Source organism: Flavobacterium cheonanense, assembly GCF_039539185.1.
GTDB lineage: Bacteria > Bacteroidota > Bacteroidia > Flavobacteriales > Flavobacteriaceae > Flavobacterium > Flavobacterium cheonanense.
Map to the genome: position 1 here is coordinate 42,569 of NZ_BAABCT010000004.1, position 25,874 is coordinate 68,442.

The following is a 25,874-nucleotide window of genomic DNA, read 5'->3' on the forward strand; positions in this document are numbered from 1 at the left end:
AGAGTTTAAGAGTTTAAATGTTTAAGAGTTTAAAAACCTGTAACATTAAACTAAAACAATAAAATAAAAAAAATGAGAAGGAGTATAGTTTGGTTTAAAACAGATTTACGATTACATGATAATGAAACACTTATCAAAGCGATTGCTCAAAGCGATGAAATTATTCCAGTATATTGTTTTGATGACTCTCAATTTGAAACTACAGAATTTGGTTTCAAGAAAACTGGAAATTTTAGAGCGCAATTTTTATTAGAATCCATAATTGATTTGGATAAAAACTTAAGATCAATTGGTTCAGGATTATTGATTGTAAAAGGAAAACCTGAAGTTGAAATTCCGAAAATTGTACAAGAATACAAAGTATCAAAAGTTTTTGCAAAACGTGAAGTTTCCTATGAAGAAAAACAAAAAGAAGCTAGAGTCCAAGAGGAATTATTCAAATTGAAATGTGAGCTTAAAACATTTAGCACAAGCACTTTATATCATGCTGAAGATTTGCCGTTTTCAATAAAAGATATTCCAGATGTGTTTACCAATTTCAGGAAAAAAACAGAGAAAGATTCTTTTATCAGAGTATCATTTGAAGAACCAAAAGAGTTAAAATCTCCAGATATAGAATCTCTGAAATTACCAACATTAGAAGAATTAGGTTTGGATTTTCAGCCAATAGATTCAAGAGCAGTTTTACCATTTAAAGGTGGTGAAACAGAAGCAATAGCTAGACTAAATCATTATTTTTTCGAAACTAAGTGCATTTCAGAATACAAGGAAACTCGAAACGGCTTAGTTGGAGCTGATTATTCATCAAAGTTTTCGGCTTGGTTGGCTTTGGGTTGTATTTCGCCTAGATTTATTCATGATGAATTAAAAAAATATGAAAAACAATTTGGTGCAAATGATTCAACTTATTGGTTGGTTTTTGAATTGTTGTGGCGCGATTATTTTAGATTTATGATGAAAAAATACAACGCCAAATTCTTTCAACAAGCAGGAATTCAAAGCAAAGGAATACCTGTAAACAAACATAACACAAGTCAACTCCAAGAATGGATTGATGGTGAAACAGGAGTCGATTTTGTAGACGCTAATATGATTGAATTAAAGTTAACAGGTTTCATGAGCAATCGTGGTCGTCAAAATGTGGCTAGTTATTTATGTAACGATTTAAAACTCGATTGGCGTTATGGTGCAGCGTATTTTGAACACCAACTAATTGATTATGATGTTTGTAGCAATTGGGGAAATTGGGCTTATTTGGCTGGAGTTGGAAACGATCCAAGAGGAAATCGTTATTTTAATATTGAAAAACAAGCCTCTGATTATGATAAAGATAAAAAGTATAGGAATTTGTGGTTAAAATCATAAAATTAATTCTAAAACTCTATTTATATTTGCATAATTAATAAAATTTCGATGGACAAAATTTTCAACAATACTGAAGTTGCTTTCTCATTAAAAAGTGATACTGAATTAGACAGAGCTTATTTTCTTTTCAAAATGATTGCCAATGAACCATTGGTTAGAATTGGAACTGCAGTTACCAACTTTGCTTTAAAAGCACATTTACCAGTTGACGGATTAATTCGTGCCACTGTTTTCGATCATTTTTGTGGTGGTGTAAATGAAATCGATTGCCTTTCAGTTGTTGATAAAATGTATACCAAAGGTGTTTCATCGGTTTTGGATTATTCAGTAGAAGGTAAAGAAGAAGAAACGCAATTTGATGCGGCTTTAGAAATGACTCTAAAAACAGTTGAGTTTGCGAAAGAACGTCAGGCGATTCCGTTTGCGGTTTTTAAACCAACTGGTTTAGGACGATTAGATTTATATACAAAAGTAGGAGAGAAGCAATCACTTTCTGCAGATGAACAAGCAGAATGGGATAAAGTTAAAGAACGCTTCGAAATTATATGTAAAACAGCTCATAGTAAAGATGTTGCCTTATTAATTGATGCTGAAGAAAGTTGGATGCAAGATGCAGCAGATGATTTGGTAGAAGACATGATGCGCAAGTACAACAAAGAAAAAGTGATTGTTTTCAATACTTTACAAATGTACCGTTGGGACAGAATGGATTATCTAAAAGCATTGCACGAAAGAGCAAAAGTTGATGGATTTTATATCGGAATGAAACTAGTTCGTGGAGCTTACATGGAAAAAGAGCACAAACGTGCCGAGGAAAATGGTTATCCAACACCAATTTGTGCTTCCAAACAAGCAACGGATGATAACTATAATGTTGCAGTTGACTACATGATGAAGCATATTGATAAAATGGCAATCTTCGCAGGAACGCACAATGAAGAAAGCTCTTATAAATTGATGGAAATGTTGAAAGCAAACAATATTGAAATAAAAGATCAAAGAATTTGGTTTGGACAACTTTACGGAATGAGTGATAATATCAGTTATAACTTAGCTTCACACGGATACAATGTTGCAAAATATTTACCATTTGGACCAGTTCGTGATGTGATGCCTTACTTAATTCGACGTGCAGAAGAAAATACATCTGTTGCCGGACAAACTAGTCGAGAATTGAATTTATTGAAAGCGGAAAGAGATAGAAGAAAAAGTAAATAGTCATTAGTAAATAGTGATTAGTAAATCGAGACTAATTACTCTTCACTATTAACTAATCACTAACTATTACTAATACTCACTAAACTGCAAATTACTCAAATTCTTATAAATACCATTTTCAATTTCGAGTAGTTCTTTGTGCGTTCCTTTTTCAGCTATTTTTCCATCATTTAAAACTAATATTGCATCGGCACTTCTTATTGTTGAAAGTCGGTGTGCAATAATGATACTCGTTCTTCCTTCCATTAAATTTTCTAAAGCTTCTTGTACTAATTTTTCACTTTCACTATCTAATGAAGAGGTAGCTTCGTCCAAAATTAATATACTTGGATTTTTCAATAAAGCTCTGGCTATTGCAATTCGTTGGCGTTGTCCACCAGAAAGTTTTATACCACGTTCTCCGACCAATGTATCGAATTTTTCTGGAAATCCGTTTACGAAATCTAAGGCGTTGGCTTGTTTGGCTGCAATCATAATTTCTTCTTCGGTGGCATTTGGTTTTCCATAAGCAATGTTTTCACGAATGCTTCCGCCAAATAAAATTACATCTTGTGGAACTATACTCATATTGCCACGAAGATTTTCTAAATCATAATCATAAATATTCTTGTCGTCAATTAAAATTTGTCCGCTATCAATATCATAAAAACGCAATAAGAGTGAAGAGATTGTTGATTTTCCAGCACCACTCGGACCAACAATGGCAATTTTCTGACCATAGTTTGCAGTAAAATTTACCTCTTTCAACACTTGAATTTCTGGTCGTGATGGATAACTAAATTGAACATTTTTAAACGAAACATTTCCTTTGATTTTTTCAGTGGATTGATTTTGATTAGAGTTTATTTTCTCTGGAGTTTCATCTAATAATTCGAAAACACGTTCGGTTGCTCCAACGGCTTTTTGAATTTGAGTGTACAATTCGGCAATTCCGCCTGAAGAGGCACCAACATAAGTAGAATATAATACGAATGAAATTAAATCACCAACAGTCATTTCGCCTTTAATACTCAAGGTAACTCCATACCAAACTACGGCAACTATCGTTCCGAATAGGCAAAAGATGATGAATGAAGCGAAATATCCGCGATAGTTTCCTCCTTTGATAGCAACTTTAACAACTTCTGAAATCTTGTTTTTGTAGCGTGCAATTTCATACCATTCGTTAGCAAAAGCTTTTACAACGGTAATTGCTTGCAAAGATTCTACCACAATATTTTGACTATCGGCAACTTGATCTTGTAAGTTTTTAGAATATTTTCTGATGAACCTACCAAAAATTACTGCTGCAACAGCAACTAAAGGAACAATGGAAATCATCATTAAAGTTAATTTTAAATTGATGCTTGCCAATAAAATAAAACTTCCGATAATTAGAATAAATTGTCTTAAAAATTCAGCAATCGTAGTTGCCAAAGTATCTGAAATTTGATTGATGTCAGTGCTAATTCTACTATTTAATTCGCCTGCACTTTTTTGAGTAAAGAAGGGCATAGGCAATTTTATCAAATTACTGTAAAGAGCCAATCGTAAATTTGCCAATGTATTTTCGGTATAATTTACAAATAATGAGATTCTAAAAAAGGAGAAAAAAGATTGTAGAAATAATATTCCGACTAATCCTAAAGCTATCGAATTGGCTTTTGATAAATCGTTGTTTTTTACACAATCAATTAAAATTCCCATAAGTTTTGGAAATGCTAATGCTGTTCCGCCAGTTAGTAAAAGGAAAAATAATCCCAAATAGAATTTCCATTTGTGGTTGTCGGCATATTTGAATATTAAAAGAGCTTTACTTAATGTGCTTGCGTTGAGTTTGGCTTTTGGTAGGTCGTTTTCTTGAAATCGCGCCATTTTTTTTCTTGTAAAAGTAACTAATATTGCTGTGTCAATTTTTTTTACAAATGCTAATATTTTGTGAAATTAAACAGCTAATAGAATTCGTAAAATTATATAAATCGGTAATAATATAATTCCAATATAAAAAATCATTTTTCCTTGTTGTCTGTCATTAGTGTTATAAGAATAAACTCTTTGACCATTTGGTAAATTTTTCTTAGATCTCATTAGTACATAACCAATAATTATTCCGAAAAAACCACCTAATAAAGCAAAAATATATCCTGCAACTATCCATGGTTTTTGATTTTCTTCTGGTTTTGCCAAATCGTTTAAGCGTTGTTTTTTTTAATGATTTAATTAGTTCTTCATTAATAGGTTTTCCGCGTTCTGACAATAATTTTTTTGCTAACGAATAATCAAATTCATTCCATTCATCTTGTTTTAAAATAATGTCATATAATTCTTCATCGGAAAAACTGAAAAGATAATAGTTTTTGTCAACTTGATTTATTTGATCTTCGGCAATACTTTGCAATAGTTTATTAGCATTCTCAAAATCAGAAATTTTAATTTTTATTTCAAATTCTGGAGTTATATTATTTCCTGTTAATAAGCTATCTACTGGCGGAATATTGTTTCCAATTTCGGTTTCAATTTTATTAGAATTTAATAAAGTAACCACTTCTTGTGCTTGATCAATTGAGGAATATTTTTTGAATACTGAAAATTGGTTTTCCATTGCGGATATTTTTTACTAAAGTACAAACTAAATATTAAATAAAAAATCCGCTTTGTTTTCACAAAACGGATTTGATTTTTTTTTTTTTTACTTTCACTACATAGGTACAGATTGAATGAGTTCCTAGATTGATGTGGACATCATAGGAGCCAATTTTGGGAAAAGTATATTTTATTTTTATAGTACCATTTTCCAAACGTTCTATTGTCGGTTTGATGTATTCAATTCGAGTTCCATAATTGATTTGTAGAAAAATGGTATTTATATCAATTCCTTTTAAATCTTTTAGAAGAAACGTAGCTTCTTTATTTTTTTCGATTTCTAAATGCATCAGAGAAGGTTCGATAGGAAAAACAGTATATTTAAACGCATAATCATATACTACTGGTGCTTTCAAAAACTCCGATAAATTTGTTTTTTTATCTTTTAATAACCATTTGATATCATTAGGAAAATGATCTTTTGCAAACAATTCTGGATCAGCTAAAAAATACCCATCATTATAATCAAATTCAAAAGTAAAAGTATTTAAATTATATGCACCACTAGACCAAGTTGCATCACACAAGTACCATTTATTATTGAGTTGTACAGCGTTCCAAGAATGATTAGGGAATTTTAAATTTGAGTCAATCGAACTCTCATTTCGACCAAAACCGTCAATAATTTCGCAATTAATATTTGCAAAATTGGCTAAACTTTTAACTAGATAGGCATAACCTGTGCAAATTGTTTTTTTTTCTTTTGCGAGTTTTTTAAAAACTTGATTACTATACAATTTGTTCCATTTATTAAGTTCTAAACTATCATTTTGGTGTTTATTCCTTTTGGATTTATTTTTTATAAAACTATAGTAATCACCTTCGATATTGGTGCTAACCCAAGTGTATATTGCTCTAAATTTTTCAACATCATTAGACAAATTACTCGTCAAGTTATGAGCAAGTTGTGGTAAATTGGATAAATCATTACCTTTAAAAGCATAGGCAATTGCATCAGCATTTTTAAAATTTACATTTTTAAAATCTGAAATTTGCGCTTCAATTTTTAATTGACTTAGTAGCGTAATGATTAAAAATATCCATTTATTCATTGGTAAATAAAGATTTTATTTTCTGAAATAGTGTTCGTTTAGATTGATAAACTTTATTTGTTGCAACTTCTCCCAACATAACAATTTGGCAGTTATCAAGCTTAATAATATAGTCCATTTTTATCGACTGATTTTCACGTGTAACTTTAATTTCTTTTGCTTTATAACCAATATAACTCACAACTAACACATCTCCAGCTTCTAGTTGCTTTGGAAAGGTAAATTTTCCATCCATATCAGTTTGTGTGCTGATGTTATAATTTTTCAAATAAATATTGGCTCCTGGTAAAGGAACTTTTCCATCTGAAACAATGCCACTAACTGTAAACTTTTCATTTAATTCTGAAGATTTATTATCTTTTTTAGTCGCACTATTTTCCTCTTTTACGATTGTATTCGTATTGTTTTTCTCTTGCGAGTAAACATTGGTTAAAGATAGGAGTGATACAAGAGACAACCCAAATAGACTTGAAGCAAAGGAAGTCGACTTAGTTCTATTTGAAGAAAGACTTGGATTAGAATAGCTTTTTAATTGTGATTCTAGAAATATGCCACAAGTTTTATTTTTTTCATTACTAAAGAAATTAAAAATTTCTTGATCGTTCATTTTAGTAAAATCTACTACGTTTTTTTTACAAGATTTACAGAAACCACCTTCTTCTGTTTTTTTAAAGGTTTTGAAATCCTCAGCGCATGGTTGGTCGATTTGAATGTTAATTTTTTTCATCTTTATAGTGTTTGGTTTCTTATATAGAGGTATAATTTTTTGAAAAGGTTGGGATAGGAATAAAAAAAATAACTTTCATCGAAAACTTGGTATCCGTTTTTTGTAGCATCAACACTATTATTTCTATAGTTCTCGATACAATTTTCTATTTCAAAAACTAACGTTTTTAAAACAAAAAATCACTCGAAGTGACGGTAGCGATAATATTTCGTTTAGTGGTTCTAACAAATGAAGTAGGAGAGAGTCTGCTTCTTTTTATGTGTTTTAGTTTATTTTCCGAGTTTGCAGGAACAAAAAAAATCCGCTTTGCTTTCACAAAACGGATTTGAATTCACTCAGAAACTACTTATTTCTTTTTAGTTTCGTCTTTATCATTTTTGGTATCCATCATTTCCATTAATTTCATTCCAAGTAAACCACTAATTCCACCTTCGGAACCATTTGCACCTGAAATTAATACATCTGGAATCACTTTGATGTTTCCTTTACCAATTTCTTCGGTAATTTTATATTTAGTAAAGTTATCGCCACCCATTGCTGAAACTTGTAACTGATAAGCTTCTGCAGTTGATTTACCAATTGCCATAATTTTCTCAGCTTCTGCCAAACCTGTTTTCGAGATTTTCTCAGCTTCTGCGCTTGCATTAAGTTTTGTAGCTTCTGCTTGTGCTCCTGCTCTTGCTTTTGTAGCTTCTGCTTCTGCATTTGCACGCATTTTTGTAGCTTCTGCTTCAGCATTTACGTTTAATTTTAAACTTGTTGCATCACCTTCTGCTTTTTTAACGGTTGCATCCGCAGTTCTTTGAGCAATTTCAACACTTTGAGAAGCTTTTACAATTTCTTTTTGCATATCTGCAATCGCAGTTTCTTTCTCAACACCTTGACGTTGCTCTTGCGCCATTCTTTGTGTTTGATACGTTTTTTGCTCTTCTTCAGCAATTTTTCTATCGGTCAAAGTCTTCATCAATGAATCTGGTGGAACAATGTCTCCAATCAAAGTATCTACTGCATTTACGTTGTATTCATCTAAAACCGCTTTGATATGATTCTTAGCCGATTCTTGTCTCTCTTTACGTGTACTTAAGAACGAAATCACATCGCTATCTTGAGCAGAGTTTCTAAAATAGTTACCAATAGTTGGTTCCAAAACTTGTGAAACTAAATTGGTCATGCTTCCAAAACGTGCAATAACTTTTGGCGCTTCATTTGCTGGAACGTGAATGATTTGTGCCACATCTAAATTAAATGGGAAACCATCTTTTGAACGTACTGTGATAGTAGATAAGTTTTTATCTAAATCATGCGATTCACTTCTAGCATTTGCCCAATTCAAAACTAAGTTTGTTGTTGGAACAGGTTCAAGTTTTGTTGTGTATTTATTCAAGGCATATTTTCCTGGTCCAAAAGGTTCCATCCAAACACCACGTTGTCCTTTAGAAACGATATTTCCGTGTTTGAAAGTTTCTCCTGTTACGTCTTTTCCGTCTTCACCAATATATGAAATAACTACTCCTACATAACCAATTGGCACATCGGTCATTGGGTTTTGCTCAATTTGAATTGCCCAAGAATTGATGTAATAAGATCCAGCCAACATCACTTGAGGTTGCAAACCACGGTTTCCACCTTGTTCTAAGAAGTAATCAAAATCTTGAAAATTATTGTGGCCTTCAACATATTTACCAGCAATTTGTCCTTGTGGAATTGGATCACCATCAAGAGCTGTTACAATTCCGACCATGTTTTCAAATATTTTGATTTGGTCAGCTATTACAATTTCAAATAAAAAGGTATTAATACGATACGAACCAGTAGTAATAAAAGCTGATTGACGTCCTTTTTGTCCACCATTGTTTAAGAAAGCTGTTGCGTCTTGAAAGTTATCGCTATCCACTTTTCTTGCTAAGATGCGCCCTGTTGGAATTTCTTTTCCGTCTTTACTTAAAACCAATCCAATTTTCCCTTCTGGAATGATGGTAAACGCTGTCATATCAACAGAATATTGCCAAATCCACATTCCCCAATATAAACCTGGAGCTAGTGTTTGTGCTTGAAAACCAGCTTCACCTTTGGTAGCAATAATTCTTCCATCAGGTAACGATTTGTCTGTTCCAAAAAGCACGAATTTCTTAGTAACCAAACCAATTTTGTCTTCAGGAACGATGACCATTCCGAAGAAAACTCTTAAAACAAATTTGTAAAAAATAATAGATAATACAATAGGTATCAACCACCACAAAGTAAAAAATGTTGTCATGTTATAAAATTTAATAAATAAAAAAAAGGTTTTTGATTTTGATAGAATCCGATTTGGAAATAAATAGTAAATCAGGTAGTTTGCTTACCACAAATTCAAAGTACTAGTTGGTTTTGAATTTAGTTTTTGAATTACAACACTTTATTGTGTCATTCTAGTTCTATTTTTAAATCTCTAATTATACGATGTACTTGTTAAAAAGTTACAAATTTTTGATACAATTATTTTTATAAAAAATATAATAAATTAATTATCAATATTTTATAAATAAAAAAAAACTCCAAGTTTCCCTGAAGTTTATATCTAAAATCTAATATCTATAATCAAATCTATTCCGATTCGTCCATAGTATGATAAACGTTCATTACGTCATCATCTTCTTCAATCTTTTCGATTAGTTTCTCAACATCAGCAATTTCAGCTGCGGTTAATTTTTTTGTTACTTGTGGAATTCTTTCAAATCCTGAAGATAATATTTCAATTCCTCTGTTTTCTAATTCTTTTTGGATGGCTCCAAAACTTCCAAAAGGTGCGTAGATTAAAATTCCGTCTTCGTCAGCAAAGATTTCTTCTGCTCCAAAATCGATGAATTCTAATTCCATTTCTTCAATATCAATATTGTTATTCGGAATTCTGAAATTACAAGTATGATCGAACATAAATTCAACTGAACCTTGCGTTCCCATAGTTCCATTGCATTTGTTGAAGTAACTTCTAATGTTTGCAACCGTTCTATTATTATTGTCAGTTGCTGTTTCAATTAAAAGTGCAATTCCGTGTGGTGCATAACCTTCAAAAAGTTGCTCTTTATAGTTGGCAGTATCTTTGTCAGTTGCTTTTTTAATGGCACGCTCAACGTTTTCTTTTGGCATGTTTGCTGCCTTCGCATTTTGCATTACTGCACGTAAACGAGAGTTGGCTTCCGGATTTGGACCACCTTCTTTTACAGCCATTACAATATCTTTTCCAATTCTTGTAAACGTTTTAGCCATTGCAGCCCAACGTTTCATTTTTCTACCTTTTCTAAATTCAAACGCTCTTCCCATTTTTTTAATTCTAAATTCTAAAATCGTTAATCAACAATCATATATCGGTTTAACTATTTGCAAAAGTACTTTTTTCAATATCAATTTCAAAATTCAATTTCAATTTCAAAAGCTACAATTTATCTCGACGTCACTTCGAGTGATTTTTTAAAAATTGCGATAAGCTATTTTTAAAAAATTGTATCGAGAACTTTTGAAACTACAAATTTGTCTTAAACGAGTTCTCGATACATTTCATAAAAAGCTAATCGCATTTTATGAAATACTCGAAGTGACGCTATAATACTATTGATGTTTAGTAAAATCAAATCTTCTAATTGCTATTGCAATTGATTTTTGAAGTTGACCTATGCTTTTTTATAAAACGGCATTTTCACCACTTTTGCTGCAATTTTTTTATCTCTAATTAGGATGTAAATTTCAGAATCTGCTGCTGCGAACTCGGTTTTTACATAACCCATTCCGATGGCTTTTCCTAAACTTGGTGCTTGTGTTCCTGAAGTTACAATTCCTATGTTGTTTCCGTCTGCATCTACAATTTCGTAATCGTGTCTTGGAATTCCTCTTTCGATTAATTCAAAACCTACTAATTTTCTAGAAACTCCAGCTTCTTTTTGAGCTTTTAAGTTTTCTGAATTGGTGAAATCTTTGGTGAATTTTGTAATCCAACCCAAACCTGCTTCTAATGGAGAAGTAGTATCGTTGATGTCGTTTCCGTACAAACAGAATCCCATTTCTAAACGTAATGTATCTCTTGCAGCTAAACCAATTGGTTTGATTCCGAATGCTGCACCAGCTTCAAAAACTTTGTTCCAAACTTGTTCTACTTCTGAATTTTTGCAATAAATTTCAAATCCACCTGAACCAGTGTAACCTGTTGCAGAAATGATTACGTGTTCAATTCCAGCAAAATCAGCTACTTCAAAATGGTAGTATTTTATAGCCGATAAATCTATAGAAGTCAAACTTTGCATAGCTTCAACGGCTTTAGGACCTTGAATAGCAAGTAATGAATAATCATCAGAAAGGTTTTTCATTTCAGCACCAAATGTATTGTGTGACGAAATCCAATCCCAATCTTTATCGATATTAGAAGCGTTTACTACTAATAAATATTGTTCGTCTTTAATTTTGTAAACAATTAAATCATCTACAATTCCGCCATCGTTGTTTGGTAAACACGAATATTGTGCTTTACCGTTTTCAAGCGTTGAAGCATCGTTAGACGTAACTTTTTGGATTAAAGCCAAAGCATTTTCACCCGAAATTAGGAATTCACCCATGTGAGACACGTCAAAAACACCAACACCATTTCTAACTGTTTCGTGTTCTGCGTTGACTCCTTCGTATGAAACAGGCATATTGTAACCTGCAAACGGAACCATTTTTGCTCCTAATCCTTCGTGAATGTGCGTTAAAGCTGTATTTTTCATTACCTATTTTAGTTTGTAGTTTGAGGCGCTAAAATAGTGATTTTTGTAGAATTGGCATTGCTTGGAATGGAAATTTATTTGTGGGTTTTTGGAAATAAAAAAACGCAAAATCAAGAGACATTTGCTTTGGTTGTGATTAGAACTTATCGTGTACTTTTGGCACGGATTGAAAATCCGCGCAATCTGGTAACACTTTGCTTTGCTTGGGTTTATTTATTTAATAACTTTCATTAATTCCTTTTTGATATTTTCATATTCTTCTTGAGTAATCACACCCAAGTCGAGTTTAGTTTTTGCTTTTTGTAATTCTGCAAGTGCTTGGTCGCTTGTCATTGAAGCTTTCGGATTTATTAATTCTCCATATTGTAGTGCAAAGTCTAAATTCAAAACAGTAATGTCCATTCCGGGATTGTTAAATATAACTATTACACTTGCGTTTGTTGCCTTCTTTCCATTTTTGGCAAATTTTATATCCTCAATTTCTACTTCTCTTCCTTTAAAAGCTTCGGGTAAATAAGTTATACCACTTAATATTGCACTTCCCATTCTGCCTAACATTAAATAAGTAAAATTATTTACAGTTTGGTTTGTCGAACCAAAAATTCCCGGTGTTTGTTGATTTGATGTATTAGTTCCACTTGGTTTTCCTAACAACATTTTATCTCCAATTTGTAAAGTTGAGCCATCTGCAAATTTTAAATATTTAAATTTTGTAGAATTCTGAATTGATTTTACCCATTCTGCGTCATTTAATTTTGATACGAATAATGTATCTGCTAATTGTGCTGAAGTTGAAATACTAAATCCTAAAAGGACTAAAAAAATAATTTTTTTCATTTTGTTAATTTAAGTTTTTGTTTTTAATTTCTTTTATTTTCTTTTAGCACAAGGTTTTGTCATTTCGGATTAGCTTGTTTGTAGAGTGTCGTGGCTTCATAAAGTGGCGATGAACCAAGATCAAGCCTACACAAATATAACAAAACTTTAAATTAAAAACCTTTTCAATTTCTAATAAATTCCTTGTCTCTCCATTTCTTGAAACCGCTGTAATAGGTAGTGCTTATTTTTCAAATATTTTAATTTCAGATAGACATATATTTCCATTTCTTGGTTCTGCATTGTCTGAATAAACGTTCCATTCCAAAATGTCAGTTGAACCAATAAATGACTCGTATAATTTTATACTTTTCAATAAAAAACTTCTTGTTGGAAGAATTGGGTCATATCTTGAAGGTCCGTATTTTGGACTTGAATAACCACCATTCATAGTCGGAATGTATGTAGAATCGACAACATCTCTAATTGTATTCTCCATAAAAATATTAGAAATTCCGTTTTCTTCTTCTTCATCTTCATCTAAATATTTTTTAGGAACTTCAATATAAGCGTTAACGTAATTTGCTAAAACTCTTCCATTATTTTTTGCAAATATTCGTAACGTGTAATTCGTTTTATATTTTTTTGCTGGTTCAGCCTTTTGATACATTCCGTTAGATCCTATTGTAAATGCAGGTAATACAAAATTTTGTTGATTAACCTCATATGTATATTTTTGAATTTCTAATTCGAGATCAATTATTGGTGATTTAGTTCTGTTTAGGATATCTCTGATTTCATAATCATACATAGGTTCCGAATTAAAATTAAACCTTTTGTAGTATTTCTTATCATTTGCTTGATGTGCAGTATTACTTTTCGGGATTTCAATTACATAAACTACTTTATTAGTTTGTTCATCAACAGATACAGAATGAATTACTATTCCGTTTATTCGCGGTCTTATTTTACTTTGAATAATTTGCTCTAACCATTCTTTTGATATTTCGTTTCGATTAATTGGGTCTATTGATTCTGGTAAATGTCTATTGATTTGGTCTTCCTTAATTCCGTAGATTATTATTCCACCATCAGAATTTGCAAATGCGGAAACATCTTTTGAAATTTCATTTGTTTTTGCATCGTTCCGTTGCAATGAGCCCGAAGCTTTGTAATCAAGATTCAGATTTTCTTCAATTTTGTTTTCGATAAAACTATTAACTTTATTTAAATCCATGATTTTTCTTTTTTACGATATTTTTTTATCTCGCATTACCTATAACTATTATATATATGTATGATTTTATATTGCATATATAGCCAAATTAGTCATAATTAGAGTTATTACTATATTTAACTCCGCTATCTAATAAATATTCAACTACTAAAACCAAGTAGAACTACCTATTTTTTTCAAAGATAAAAAAGTGTTTTGTTAGTATTTTACGGAAAACCGTAAAGTGTAAAAAATAATTTACAACCATTTCTTTTCGCTTTCAGTAGCGTCCAAAATATCAATATTAAAGATTAACTTAAACTTTTCGGCTACTTTGAAAGCGTCGTTTTTATCTTGTGTTTTGTAAAAGGTAATGTGCTTGTTACCGTTGTAAAATAGGTTGAGCAAAATGATGTCGTTTTGTAAGGTGGTTTCGGCGGTTATCACTCGTACGGTTTGGTTTTCGCTAGTTTTAAAAACCGATACGTACTCAAACTTAGGACAAGGTTTCCATTTGCCAAAATGAAATCCAAATAGGGAATGAATGCTTCTATAAGTGGAATTATCTAAATCAATTTCGGAACCTTCGGTTAACAAGAAATTAATACCTATGGCAATAAAAATAGCGCCAAAAACAATGCTGGCTGTAAAAGATAATAATCCAAGCACAACAATGCTATAACCCAGAATCTTTTTTAAAAGTGGTACTTCTTTAAGGTAAATTATTTTATTCATATACTGATTTTTTCTAAGTGATTAGGTCGCTAAAGTATTTCTTTTTTTATTTCTAAAACCACGTAGAACTACCTATTTTTTTCAAAGATATAAAAGTGTTTTGATAGTATTTTACGGAAAACCGTAAAGAGGTAAAAAATAATTTACAACCATTTCTTTTCGCTTTTAGTTGCTTCCAAAATATATGTCATAATAATTTTGTTACTTCAGAGAGTAAAACATAGAATCCCAATAGAAAAGTCCAAATAGACTTCTAATTATTCGAATTTTATTACCATCTATTGGTTTCTTAATTTTTGTCATTTCTCTCACAAAAAGCCAAAAAGAAACAATCGATAAAAATAGACCAAATAATAAATTATATAAGTTCATTTAATCAGTTTTTTTTAATTTAAACTAGAACTTCGGGCAAGAATTGGTGGAGCAGGTAACATTTTATCAAAGTTTTCAAACTTCACATTTCTATTTAATGGCTTCAGTAAATCTAAAAATTGAATACTATTCATAGTTTCTTCAAAGTTCCAAAACTCTTTTGGTCCTTTGTTACTATGCAACATTACTCTTTTTTTGTCTACATCAAATGCTATTGTTGTCCCATCTTCTACATTGTTACTAAATTGAACAGAATCTTTTGGGAATCTAAATTTACAAACAATTTTATCTAATTCATTTCTGGTAATTTCATCAAGTAAAAAGTAGTGAGTTCCTTTTTTACCAAAAGGATATCTGTCATAGAAATAAACTGTATCAGATGATGTAAACTTTAAATAATAACTATACCTAATATTTCCTTTGAAATAAGTAAAACTGGAGTAACAACGTTTTTTATTCTCAGAACAACTATAAAATAAAACACATAATGTTATAACTAAGAGATAGGTTTTCATATAATTACTATTTTTCTATAATTATCTTTAAAAATTTAAAAACTACACCATCTTTTTACCTTCAATAATCACGCTATCAATTAAATCGGTTCCAAAGCAATAGGGTAGTTGGTAGAAAGAGGTAACTTCTTTACTTATAATGATGTTGGCTTTTTTACCTAAAGTGATACTTCCGTGAGTTTTTTCTAATCCCATGGCGTAGGCGCCGTTTATTGTAGCTGCATTTATAGCTTCTTCTGGTGTCATTTTCATTTTGATACAAGCTGTAGCAACTACAAAATTCATATTACCTGATGGTGTAGTTCCTGGATTAAAATCGGTGGCTAACGCTAAAGGCAAACCTGCGTTCAACATTCGGCGTGCTGGCGTGTAAGGAATGCTGATAAAATAGGAGCAAGAAGGCAAAGCCACTGGCATGGTTTCGGTATTTTTTAGAACTTCAATGTCTTCGTCGGTAACTACTTCAAGATGATCTACAGAAAGAGCGTTGTGTTTTACGCAAGCTGCAATTCCGTTAATAGCGTTGAATTGGTTAACGTGAATTTTGGAACGCAATCCGTATTTTTTTCCAGCTTCCATGATTCTTTCGGTTTCTTCTACAGAGAAATAACCAGTTTCGCAGAAAGCATCGATATAATCAGCTAAGTTTTCTTGAGCGATTTTTGGAAGCATTTCGTTAATAATCAAATCGATATAACCAGAATGGTTTTCTTTGTATTCAACAGGAAACGCATGAGCGCCAAGAAAAGTAGCTTTTATGGCAATAGGATAATTTTGAGCAAGTTTCTTAATCACACGAAGCATTTTGATTTCGCCATCAACAGTCAAACCGTAACCTGATTTTATTTCGACTGCTCCAGTTCCTTGTTTCATGACTTCTTCAAGGCGTGCTTTCGATTGGTTGTAAAGTTCTTCTTCTGAAGTTTCGTTTAGTTTTTTGGCAGAGTTTAAGATGCCACCACCACGATTGGCTATTTCTTCGTAACTCAATCCGTTGATTCTATCTACAAATTCTTGAATGCGATTGCCAGCATAAACAATATGTGTATGACTGTCGCACCAAGCCGGAAGCACTACTTTTCCGGTAGCATGAATAGTTTCATCAGCATTAATCTTTGGGCAATTTTCCATCAAACCGAAGTCGGCAATTAGGTCGTTTTCTATTAATAAATAAGCGTTTTTTATAGAAGGTAAAACAGCCATTTCGCTACCAGAAACTTTTCTTATGGATGCGTCTCTAATTTGAAGTAACTCTTGAATGTTGGTGATTAGTGTTGTCATGAAACTAAATTTCCGTAAAATTACTTTTTAAATAATAATAATTTCTAAATTTAGACAAAATTTGAATTCGTGAGAAAAATTAAATATAAAAAAGGAAGAAAAGTAATCCCTAGTTTTTTTGACTACACTGGAGTTCACAAGCAAATAAAAACAGAATTGCAATTGTTTGTTTATGATACTAACGATATTACGGAATTTGAAGAATTAAACGTTCATGAAATAGGCGCAAATGTAGACTTGAATAAAGTAAATTGGCTTAATGTTCATGGATTAAATAATATTGAAGTTATAAAATCTGTTGGAGACTATTTGAAAGTAGACAATTTTATGCTTGGAGATATTTTAAACACCACAAAACGAACCAAACTAGACGAATACCACGATGTTTTGTTTTTTAATATCAAATCGTTGTTGCCAGTTGAAAACTCGGATAATATTAATGTCGAGCAAATTAGTTTTCTTTTAAAAAATGATATTTTAGTATCTTTTCAAGAGAAACGCAGTGATTTTTTTACTCATATTCGCGAACGTATTCGAACGCATTCTGGAATTGTACGTGAGAAAAAAGCGGACTATTTACTTTATTTATTATTAGATGCTGTAATGGAAAATTTCTACATTACAATAGAAAATGAAGAAGATAGAGTAGAAGAGTTGATTAATATTTCTAAAACAAGTATAAGTCCAGATATTTTAATTCAAATTGAAAAACATAGAGACAACTTTAATTTTCTAAAACGTTCAATTATTCCTTTAAGGGATTCGTTGTATTCTATAAAAAGTATGAAAGACGACAATGTTTTTAATAGTATAGAATTAGAAAATTATAGTTTCTTTGATCGTTTGCATCAAAAGTGTTTAGAACTTTTAGAGCAAATAGAATATGATTCAGCTTCATTAGATAGCGCTTCTAACTTTTATTTTTCCACTCAAAATCATAAGTTGAATGAAGTAATGAAAACATTAACTGTGGTTTCGGTGTTTTTTATGCCTCTAACTTTTATAGTTGGAATCTATGGAATGAACTTTGACAATATGCCAGAATTGCATTGGGAATATGGTTATTTTATCATTCTCGGATTTATGTTTTTATTGCTTTTGGGAATGATTTATTATTTTAAAAAGAAGAAATGGTATTGATTGTTTAAAAAGTAGTTAATAATTATTTGAGAATTATTGCTCATAAGAAAATTATCAATTACCTTTGACCTGTATATACATTAAATTCTGTAAAACATGTTTACTTTACAACAGTATTTAGGCTTCTTACTTTTCTTAACCATTTTAACCATTGGTTTTTGGTTAATGATTTTCTTAATTCACTTCGTATTCTATTGGATATTTGGTGCTACAAGAGAATTATTGAAAGAAAGAAAAGCTAACAGAGAATTAGAACAAGCTTAATTGTTTTGTTTTAAAAATAAAAAAGTCCCAAGTAATTGGGACTTTTTTTTATGCAGTTTGGTTATTATTAACCTGGATAATCTCCACCACCTTCGTCTTGATTTCTCTTAGGTTGTCTATCTTTTTCATTTTTAGGTTTGTTGAAACGGTAAGTAAACGAAAGCGTTACTTGACGCACTCTCCATTGCATTTCAGCATAAGAGTTTATAAAATTAGGAATATTAGTTTCCATAATTCTTTTTCTAGAATTAAAAACGTCACTTACATTTAAAGAAAGTGTTCCTTTATCTTTAAGAACATCTTTGCTGAAAGCTAGATTCATAGCAAAAACACCTAAACTTCTACCTTGAGCATTGGTTTGCGGACCATTATAGGTTGCATTGGTTTGCCAATCAATCTTTTTAGGCAAAGTTACTTTAGATGTTAGTCTTGCTGTCCAAGAGGTTGCAACGTTATCAAAGTTTTGAGTTACCTGATTGTTTAAGAAATTAGTGTAAGTAAAATCTCCTTGTGTTTCTACTCTAAATAAATTGAAGTTAGTGTTTAATTTCCACCATTTGTAAGGAGAATAATTTAAAGTGAATTCAAAACCAGCTCTATATTCTGTAGCAAGGTTTATAGGTGAACTTAAGATAACTGGAATTCCATTTACAAAAGCACCAGATTCTTTTCTTACAAATTGAAATGCATCAGTTGTTTTATTTACATATAAAGAAGTATTTAATGTAAACTTCTCCCAACTTTTCAAGAATCCTAAATCTATAGCATCTGTAAAAGCTGGATCTAAATCAGGATTTCCTTGAAAGATATTGATGTTACTTGAGTAGTTACTAAAAGGATTAATTTGTCTTCCTCTTGGTCTTTGAATTCTTCTGCTATAGCTGATAGAAGCATTTGTTTTATCTGATATTTCATAAGTAAAGAAAGCACTTGGAAAGAAATTATTATATCGTTTGTTATTAAAATCACTTGTTGTAATTTGATTTACATCAATATCAGAATCTTCCCAACGCATACCCAATAAAACAGATAATTTTTTTACTTTAAATCCGTATTGAGAATAAAGTGCATGTACTTTTTCTTTGTAAACTAAATTATTTGTGAAAAGAGTATTTACAACTCCTTCATTAAAAACAGTTACATCTGTACCTTGTTCTAAAAAATCGCCACGATATCCAGCTTCAAGTTGCATTGACTTACCTAATGGCAAAACATAATCTGCTTGAATTAAATTACGACTTTGTCTTTGAATATTAACTGTTGCATCAGTACCATCTTGACTATCTATAATTGTTGCTATGTTGTCATCGTTGTTTTTAGAAAACTGAGTATCTATAGTTAATTTATGACCATCTTTTTTGAATTTTTTCAATAAATTAGATGAAAATTCAATGTTTTCACTTTTCCCATCTTCAAAGTTAATACGTGTTTGTTTGTTGTTCAAACTCGAATTAGCATATTGTCTATCAAAGAAAACATTATCTTGGTTGTCACCAGATATTTTACGATAGTTAACAGTATTTGTCCAAGTAGTATTTTTGTCTAAAAACCATTCAGCACCAAAGTTTCCGTTGTAACCTTTGTTTATTCTATCATTATCTCTTGTTTCATTAATAAAATTAGGAGAAGATGCACCAACATTCAAATAATTAGTTTCTAACAAAGAGTTACCAGGATTATTTCTGTAATTATAACCTTGTGTTGTAAATAAGTTGAATTCGCCTGTTTTGTAATTCAAGTTTCCACTCAAACCATGGTTATCAGGATAACCTGTTGTTGCGATGATTACTCCATTTAATCCATTGGTTTTACCTTTTTTAAGGATGATATTCAATAAACCTCCACCACCTTCAGCGTCATATCTTGCTGATGGATTGGTAATAACTTCAACTTTATCAATGGCATCAGCAGGAATCATTCTTAAAGCATCATTGATATTAATGGCGTTAGAAGGTTTTCCGTCTATAAGAATTCTAACATTTTCGTTTCCTCTTAAACTTACATTACCTTCAGCACTTACTGCAACAGAGGGAATATTGTCTAAAACATCACTTACTGTTCCACCTTTTACCATTAAGTCTTGTCCGACATTATAAACTTTTTTGTCTAGTTTAATTTCAACGGATGTTTTTTCTGAACGAATTACTACTTCATCTAGTTTTGTAGCTTCAGCTTCAAGAGAAATTGTACCTAAATTTGTGTTTTCTTTGATAACTTTTCCTTTAATTTCGAGTGGTTTGAATGAAATAAACTCTACTTTTACATTGTAAGTTCCTGGAGAAGCATCAAAGCTAAAATCACCTTTTGCATCTGTAATTCCACCGGCAGTAATTTTGTTTGTTGTAGTATTTACTAACGATATTGTAGAATATTCTAAGGGTAGATTACTTACTTTTTCGGTAATTTTACCTGTTACTTTTACCTTTTTACCTTCAGGCTTTTGTTGCGAATAATTTAATAGATTGCTTAATAAAAAAGCTAAAGTTAAAAGGAATTTAATTTTTTTCATGATTTGATGTTTATATTTCACAGTTCTCATTTGGCTGCAAAAATAAACTTTCGTTTAAGCAACAAATCACAAAGGTTTGTTAAAAGTAAAATTGAATTAATCTAAATAATTTCTTTAACTTTTTCAAATGGTCTGGCAATAACAGCTTTGTTTCCATTTACAACTATAGGTCGTTCCATTAAAATAGGAAAATCAACCATAGATTGAATGATTTCTTTATCGGATAAAGTTTTCCCTTTAAAATTTTCAATCCAAATAGATTCTTTGGTTCTAATTAATTCTATTGGTTTGATATTCAGTTTTTTAATTATAACTTCTAATTCTTTGAAAGTTAATGGATTTTCAAGATATTTTACAATTTCAAATTCTTGTTTAGAATTTTCTATAAATGCCAAACATTCTCTAGATTTTCCACAACGTGGATTATGGTAAATTGTTATCATATTTTTTTCTGTAAATTAAGTGAATATTGCAATAAATATAGTATTTTAGTAAAAAATAAATTTAACAGAATTATGTTTATAGAACAAGGCGTAAAGAAAGAAAATCCTTTTTGGAAATATATTGTAGGATCTATTTTAATCATTTTAGCTTCAACTATTGGTCAAATACCATTTGGTATTGCCGTTTTGATGAAAACCATGAAATCTGGAACAATGCCAACCGATAGTGCTGGAATGTTGCGAGTTTTGGAATCTAATTTGTCTTTGTTTTTGATGATGCTTTCGTTTGTTTTTGCATTATTAGGCGTTTTTATCGTAATCAAATATTTTCACAAGCAAACCATTTTAGAAGTAACTACATCAAGAAGTAAAGTAGATTGGAGTAGAGTGTTTTTCTCTTTTGGGTTGTGGTCTATTTTTACAATATCGAGTGTTTTATTGACCTATTATTTAAGTCCAGAAGAAATGATTTGGAATTTCAAACCCATTCCTTTTGCAATTCTAGTGCTAATCGGAATCGTTTTGATACCAATTCAAACAAGTACTGAAGAATATGTATTTAGAGGTTATTTGATGCAAGGTTTTGCTAAACTTTCTAAAAACAAATGGTTTCCATTGTTAATGACTTCTGTAATTTTTGGAACTATGCATATTTTCAATCCAGAGATTGATAAAATGGGAAATATTGTTTTGGTTTATTACATCGGAACTGGTTTGTTTTTGGGAATAATAACACTAATGGATGAAGGAATGGAATTGGCTTTAGGATTTCATGCTGCGAATAACTTGTTGACTGCATTATTGGTTACTTCCGATTGGTCGGCTTTACAAACGAATTCCATATTTAAAGATATTTCTGATCCATCGGCTGGGCTTGAAATTATTATTCCGGTTTTTGTGATTTTCCCATTACTATTACTTTTGTTTAGTAGGAAATACAAATGGTCCGATTGGAAAGAAAAATTGACTGGAGCTATAAAATATAAAACAACAATTAACGAATTAAACAATGACTAATCCAACTTACGATAACGTTCACAATCATTTTAAATTAAATGGTTTCCATCTTAACAAAGAAGATTTGTGTCGTGTGGCTTATAGTTTTATTAAGGAAGGTGACGATTGGGAAAAACCTGTTGGAGATTTTCTTTTAGATTGGTTTGATGGAAAAACCTATATCGAGATGAAAACATCGGGTTCAACAGGAACGCCAAAAACCATTCGTGTTGATAAACAAGCCATGGTAAATTCTGCATTAGCGACAGGAGATTTCTTTGGTTTACATTCTGGAAATAGAGCTTTACAATGTCTTCCAGTGAAATATGTTGCCGGAAAAATGATGTTGATTCGTTCGATAATTCTTGGTTTAGATTTAGATTATGTTGCTCCAACTTCTCATCCAATGGAAAATTTGGATGATACTAATTATGATTTTGTAGCAATGGTTCCAATGCAAGCACAAAATTCGTTGAAAGAACTTAAAAAAGTTAAAAAACTTATTGTTGGTGGCGCAAGAATTAGTAAAAGTTTAGAAAAAGAGTTGATGAAGCTTCCAACTGAAGTTTATGAAACTTATGGTATGACCGAAACCATAACGCATATTGCTGCTAAAAAAGTTGGTGAGAAGGAGTTTACAGTTTTACCACATGTTACAATTAGTTATGACGACAGAAATTGTTTGGTTATTCACGCACCACAAATTATTGCAGAAGAAACTGTAATTACTAATGATTTGGTAGAATTAGTAAACGAAAATCAGTTTTTGTTTTTAGGTAGGATTGATAATATTATCAATAGTGGTGGCGTAAAAATTATGCCCGAACAAGTAGAGAAAAAACTTGACGGAAAAGTTGATAGAAGATTTTACATTGCATCAAAAGATGATGCGGAACTTGGTGAAAAAGTAGTTTTAGTAGTTGAAGGTGAATCGTTTGATATTGACAAAGCTATTTTTGAAGGTTTAGACAAATATGAACGTCCAAAAGAAATTGTTTTTGTTTCTAAATTCAAAGAAACAGAAAATGGTAAGATTTTGAGAAAAGAGAGTTTGATTAAAAAATAAAAGCATGGTTATAGAAATTGCAAAATGGACTCTAATTTTATTTGGAGTCTTTTTTATTTTTGTTGGAGGGTTGATGCTTTTCAAACCAAAAACTGCTAGAGCAACTTTAAGAAAAGCAGGAAGTACAAACTTAATTAACTATGGTGAAATTACCATTAGAATGATTCCTGCAGCTGCATTAATTATTTATTCAGAATATTCTAAATATCCTGATATTTTTAAAATATTTGGTTGGTTTATGCTAGCGACTTCATTGGTGCTTTATTTTGTTCCTAAGAAATTGCATCATGGTTTTTCAAATAAAGCCGCTGATATTTTAAAGCCAATTTATTTTCAATTCATTTCTCCTTTATCAGTTTTAATTGGAGTAATGATTATTAAATCTATTATTTAGGTAAATTTTTTTATAATTTCCAAACATGTACAAAAAACTCATTATTCAAAACTTCAACTTCGTCTAAAGATTTGATTTTGAATTTAGATTTTTTCCATTTGTTTGTTGGTTCGATTCTAATTTCTTTACCGTTTACTTTGATATCTATTGGCATATTGAAATCGGATACATCGGTTTTCCATTGAAATTCCAATTTCTTTTTATTCAGTTTTATTTCTATTGCAGGAATCTTTTTGTAACTCAAATATTGATTGAAGATAGGAGTAAGATTCATGCTACTTTCTTTATTGAAAAATGCAATAACCGTTGGTGTATCAATAATTTTGTGACGATAAGTTTCAGAGTATTTCAGAATAATTTTCCACCATAATTCATCGTTATTTATCACATGACGCAAAGTGTTTAAAAGCAAAGCACCTTTTGGATACATATCGCCAGAACCTTCATTATTTACACAACAAGTACCAATAATTGGTCGGTCGTTTCTTACGTTTAGTTTTAAACCTTTGGCATATTTCATGGCTTTTTCATAGCCAAACTGACATTCAATATAGACCAATTCTGTATATTGAGTGAATCCTTCGTGAATCCACATATCAGCAATATCTGATGATGTGATGCTGTTTCCAAACCATTCGTGACCACTTTCGTGAATAGTGATATAATCAAAAAGTAAACCTACGCCAGACATAGATAAGTCACTTCCCATATAACCTTTTTTGTACTTATTTCCGTAAGCTACAGCACTTTGATGCTCCATACCTAAATAAGGAGTTTCAACCAATTTATAACCATCTTCTGCAAACGGATATTTACCAAATTTGGTTTGAAAACAATCCATCATTGGTTTTACTTCTTCAAAATGTTTTTTTGCAATTTCTTCATTGTCACGCAACACATAATAATCTAAATCTAAACCATTGTGATTGTCGTGAATATGAGCATAATCGGCAATATTTACAGTAATATCATAATTGTTTATCGGATTTTTAACTTCCCAATCCCAACGAGTATATCCATTTTTTAAATCCTCTGAACCTTTAAATCTTCCGTTGGAAACATTCATTAATCCGTTTGGAACTGCTACTTTTATGGTTGAACCCAAATCAGGTTCATCGGTTTGTGAATCTTTAACAGGATACCATAAACTTGCTCCAGTTCCTTGAACAGCAACTCCAATCCAATGTTTTCCTTGTTTGTCTTTTTTGAAAACAAAACCGCCATCCCAAGGAGCATTTTTAGCTACTTTAGGTTTTCCTGAATAATAAAAACGAATTTTTTCAGAAGAATTTGCAGTTAAACCACTTGGAAAATCAATAAATACGGCGTCAAACTCACGTTTGTATTCTAGTTTTTTATTGTTGTGAATGATGCTATCAATTTGCATGTTTTCAAATAAATCTATTTGAATTTTTGAGGAATTCTCAACTACTTTAAAAGCAATTTCATTGTAACCCACAATCGATTTTTCGTCAGGATTTATTTTGATATTCAAATCATAACGTTGCACATCATAACAAGTTCTCTCCAGACGCAAACCACCTTGAAGCGAATCTCTACGTGTAAAGTTTTGTGAAAAAACAGTTTGAAAACCAAGTATAGTTAAACCAATAATAAAGATTTTTTTCATGATGATTTGATTTATAATTGATTAGTTGTTGGTTTTATGGATTTGTTACTTGATTAATTTTAATAATTTATTTAAAGAATGCATCAGTACTATTGCAAAGCAAAATCCAAACAAAAACATTATAATAGAAAATAGAGCATTAGCAGTATATCGATAGTCATTTAAATTATAGAAATAATCAAACAACCAACTTAATTTAGGATTTCTATATCTATTACCGAAACCACCGTTATCTTCTATAATTAGCTCTTCAATTTTAATGTAAAAGAAAATACTTGATGGAAAACCAACTAAAATGATAAAAACTACTTTCAGTATTTTTTTACTTATCTCATTCATTCATTTATTAATATCAATTACAACTGAATCAGCAACTAAATCACCAATTCGTTGTTTGTTATTATTTGTTGAGGCAACAAGTAAACCAATCATAAAAATGCAATCAAAAATACCCATACCAAATCTTACAAAAGCTTGAGTTCCGCTAATATCTTTATTGTTAGTTTTATTCATGACTTTAAGTCCAACTATTTTTTTTTCCAAAGGTTTGACCTGTAAAAGCTTCATTTATTGGCCACAATCCTAATCCAATTAGAAAAAGAAGAAAAGCAGGAAAACCTGTTATTTGATATCCGTTTTCGTTTTTTTCTCCAAAGAAATATCCGAAAATAAAAATAAAAACAGCATAGATTAAAAAATCAATTATAAAAGCTAAAATTCTATCTCTTTTCTTTGCTAACTTCATTAATTAAAATGTCATGGTTTTTCTTAGTAATA

At 30.9% G+C, this 25,874-nt stretch carries 25 protein-coding genes; 7 read left to right on the forward strand and 18 right to left on the reverse strand.

The window, feature by feature from the left end; translation table 11 throughout:
* Window positions 1-72: 72 nt before the first annotated feature.
* Entirely contained in the window at window positions 73-1,365 is a 1,293-nt protein-coding gene (locus ABD766_RS08565; protein ID WP_344816285.1) for a DASH family cryptochrome, read from the forward strand.
* Between the two features lie 48 nt (window positions 1,366-1,413).
* Complete coding sequence (locus ABD766_RS08570) at window positions 1,414-2,583, forward strand: proline dehydrogenase family protein (RefSeq protein ID WP_344816286.1); 1,170 nt, start codon at window positions 1,414-1,416, stop codon at window positions 2,581-2,583.
* A gap of 69 nt (window positions 2,584-2,652) precedes the next feature.
* Here the strand turns inward: ABD766_RS08570 and ABD766_RS08575 are convergent, their stop codons facing one another.
* The 12 genes from ABD766_RS08575 to hutI form a co-directional block, all read right to left on the reverse strand.
* Window positions 2,653-4,437, reverse strand: a complete 1,785-nt coding sequence (locus ABD766_RS08575) for an ABC transporter ATP-binding protein (protein ID WP_344816287.1) — start codon at window positions 4,435-4,437, stop codon at window positions 2,653-2,655.
* A gap of 202 nt (window positions 4,438-4,639) precedes the next feature.
* A complete protein-coding gene (locus tag ABD766_RS08580; protein WP_344816288.1) occupies window positions 4,640-5,164 on the reverse strand; it encodes a hypothetical protein in 525 nt (174 codons plus the stop codon).
* 58 nt (window positions 5,165-5,222) lie between these two features.
* The gene (locus tag ABD766_RS08585) at window positions 5,223-6,257 is read right to left on the reverse strand and encodes a transglutaminase domain-containing protein (RefSeq protein ID WP_344816289.1); all 1,035 of its coding nucleotides are present in this window, start codon (window positions 6,255-6,257) and stop codon (window positions 5,223-5,225) included.
* Window positions 6,250-6,984 (reverse strand): carboxypeptidase-like regulatory domain-containing protein, encoded by a 735-nt coding sequence (locus ABD766_RS08590; RefSeq protein ID WP_344816290.1) that lies wholly within the window; start codon window positions 6,982-6,984, stop codon window positions 6,250-6,252. The genes ABD766_RS08585 and ABD766_RS08590 overlap by 8 nt, the downstream gene beginning before the upstream one ends.
* Window positions 6,985-7,330: 346 nt before the next feature.
* Window positions 7,331-9,241, reverse strand: coding sequence for an SPFH domain-containing protein (locus ABD766_RS08595; protein WP_298307504.1), 1,911 nt, complete (start codon window positions 9,239-9,241; stop codon window positions 7,331-7,333).
* Window positions 9,242-9,570: 329 nt separating this feature from the next.
* Window positions 9,571-10,287, reverse strand: coding sequence for a YebC/PmpR family DNA-binding transcriptional regulator (locus ABD766_RS08600; RefSeq protein ID WP_344816291.1), 717 nt, complete (start codon window positions 10,285-10,287; stop codon window positions 9,571-9,573).
* Between the two features lie 347 nt (window positions 10,288-10,634).
* Complete coding sequence (gene gcvT / locus ABD766_RS08605; protein WP_344816292.1) at window positions 10,635-11,720, reverse strand: glycine cleavage system aminomethyltransferase GcvT; 1,086 nt, start codon at window positions 11,718-11,720, stop codon at window positions 10,635-10,637.
* A 213-nt stretch (window positions 11,721-11,933) separates the two neighbouring features.
* The gene (locus tag ABD766_RS08610) at window positions 11,934-12,557 is read right to left on the reverse strand and encodes an SHOCT domain-containing protein (RefSeq protein WP_344816293.1); all 624 of its coding nucleotides are present in this window, start codon (window positions 12,555-12,557) and stop codon (window positions 11,934-11,936) included.
* Window positions 12,558-12,780: 223 nt separating this feature from the next.
* A complete protein-coding gene (locus ABD766_RS08615) occupies window positions 12,781-13,773 on the reverse strand; it encodes an AlbA family DNA-binding domain-containing protein (RefSeq protein WP_344816294.1) in 993 nt (330 codons plus the stop codon).
* Between the two features lie 237 nt (window positions 13,774-14,010).
* Window positions 14,011-14,487: a hypothetical protein gene (locus ABD766_RS08620; RefSeq protein ID WP_344816295.1), complete on the reverse strand. Its 477-nt coding sequence runs from the start codon at window positions 14,485-14,487 to the stop codon at window positions 14,011-14,013.
* A gap of 386 nt (window positions 14,488-14,873) precedes the next feature.
* Window positions 14,874-15,374, reverse strand: coding sequence for a hypothetical protein (locus ABD766_RS08625; RefSeq protein WP_344816296.1), 501 nt, complete (start codon window positions 15,372-15,374; stop codon window positions 14,874-14,876).
* A gap of 42 nt (window positions 15,375-15,416) precedes the next feature.
* Window positions 15,417-16,655, reverse strand: a complete 1,239-nt coding sequence (gene hutI / locus ABD766_RS08630) for an imidazolonepropionase (protein WP_344816297.1) — start codon at window positions 16,653-16,655, stop codon at window positions 15,417-15,419.
* 69 nt (window positions 16,656-16,724) lie between these two features.
* Here hutI and corA point away from each other — a divergent pair, with 69 nt between their 5' ends.
* Window positions 16,725-17,795 (forward strand): magnesium/cobalt transporter CorA, encoded by a 1,071-nt coding sequence (gene corA / locus ABD766_RS08635; protein ID WP_344816298.1) that lies wholly within the window; start codon window positions 16,725-16,727, stop codon window positions 17,793-17,795.
* Window positions 17,796-17,891: 96 nt separating this feature from the next.
* A complete protein-coding gene (locus ABD766_RS08640) occupies window positions 17,892-18,059 on the forward strand; it encodes a hypothetical protein (RefSeq protein WP_344816299.1) in 168 nt (55 codons plus the stop codon).
* 67 nt (window positions 18,060-18,126) lie between these two features.
* Here ABD766_RS08640 and ABD766_RS08645 read toward each other — a convergent pair whose 3' ends face one another.
* Window positions 18,127-20,568: a TonB-dependent receptor gene (locus tag ABD766_RS08645; protein WP_344816300.1), complete on the reverse strand. Its 2,442-nt coding sequence runs from the start codon at window positions 20,566-20,568 to the stop codon at window positions 18,127-18,129.
* Window positions 20,569-20,669: 101 nt separating this feature from the next.
* Window positions 20,670-21,011 carry an arsenate reductase (glutaredoxin) gene (gene arsC / locus ABD766_RS08650; RefSeq protein ID WP_344816301.1) on the reverse strand — a complete coding sequence of 114 codons (342 nt, stop codon included), beginning with the start codon at window positions 21,009-21,011 and terminating at the stop codon, window positions 20,670-20,672.
* A gap of 72 nt (window positions 21,012-21,083) precedes the next feature.
* Here arsC and ABD766_RS08655 point away from each other — a divergent pair, with 72 nt between their 5' ends.
* From ABD766_RS08655 to ABD766_RS08665, 3 genes are read left to right on the forward strand one after another with little or no spacing between them, the layout of a single operon-like run.
* Window positions 21,084-22,028: a CPBP family intramembrane glutamic endopeptidase gene (locus ABD766_RS08655; RefSeq protein WP_344816302.1), complete on the forward strand. Its 945-nt coding sequence runs from the start codon at window positions 21,084-21,086 to the stop codon at window positions 22,026-22,028.
* Window positions 22,021-23,073: an AMP-binding protein gene (locus ABD766_RS08660; RefSeq protein WP_344816303.1), complete on the forward strand. Its 1,053-nt coding sequence runs from the start codon at window positions 22,021-22,023 to the stop codon at window positions 23,071-23,073. Before ABD766_RS08655 ends, ABD766_RS08660 begins: the two co-directional genes overlap by 8 nt.
* Window positions 23,074-23,077: 4 nt before the next feature.
* Window positions 23,078-23,467, forward strand: a complete 390-nt coding sequence (locus tag ABD766_RS08665) for a hypothetical protein (protein WP_344816304.1) — start codon at window positions 23,078-23,080, stop codon at window positions 23,465-23,467.
* 10 nt (window positions 23,468-23,477) lie between these two features.
* Here ABD766_RS08665 and ABD766_RS08670 read toward each other — a convergent pair whose 3' ends face one another.
* Genes ABD766_RS08670 through ABD766_RS08685 form a run of 4 tightly spaced genes read right to left on the reverse strand, consistent with a single transcriptional unit; the run spans window position 23,478 to window position 25,842 of the window.
* Window positions 23,478-25,097 carry a M1 family metallopeptidase gene (locus ABD766_RS08670; RefSeq protein WP_344816305.1) on the reverse strand — a complete coding sequence of 540 codons (1,620 nt, stop codon included), beginning with the start codon at window positions 25,095-25,097 and terminating at the stop codon, window positions 23,478-23,480.
* A gap of 45 nt (window positions 25,098-25,142) precedes the next feature.
* Window positions 25,143-25,436 (reverse strand): hypothetical protein, encoded by a 294-nt coding sequence (locus ABD766_RS08675; RefSeq protein WP_344816306.1) that lies wholly within the window; start codon window positions 25,434-25,436, stop codon window positions 25,143-25,145.
* The gene (locus tag ABD766_RS08680) at window positions 25,437-25,610 is read right to left on the reverse strand and encodes an RDD family protein (RefSeq protein ID WP_344816307.1); all 174 of its coding nucleotides are present in this window, start codon (window positions 25,608-25,610) and stop codon (window positions 25,437-25,439) included. It abuts the gene before it with no gap.
* A 4-nt stretch (window positions 25,611-25,614) separates the two neighbouring features.
* Window positions 25,615-25,842 carry an RDD family protein gene (locus tag ABD766_RS08685; RefSeq protein ID WP_344816308.1) on the reverse strand — a complete coding sequence of 76 codons (228 nt, stop codon included), beginning with the start codon at window positions 25,840-25,842 and terminating at the stop codon, window positions 25,615-25,617.
* Between the last annotated feature and the right edge of the window lie 32 nt (window positions 25,843-25,874).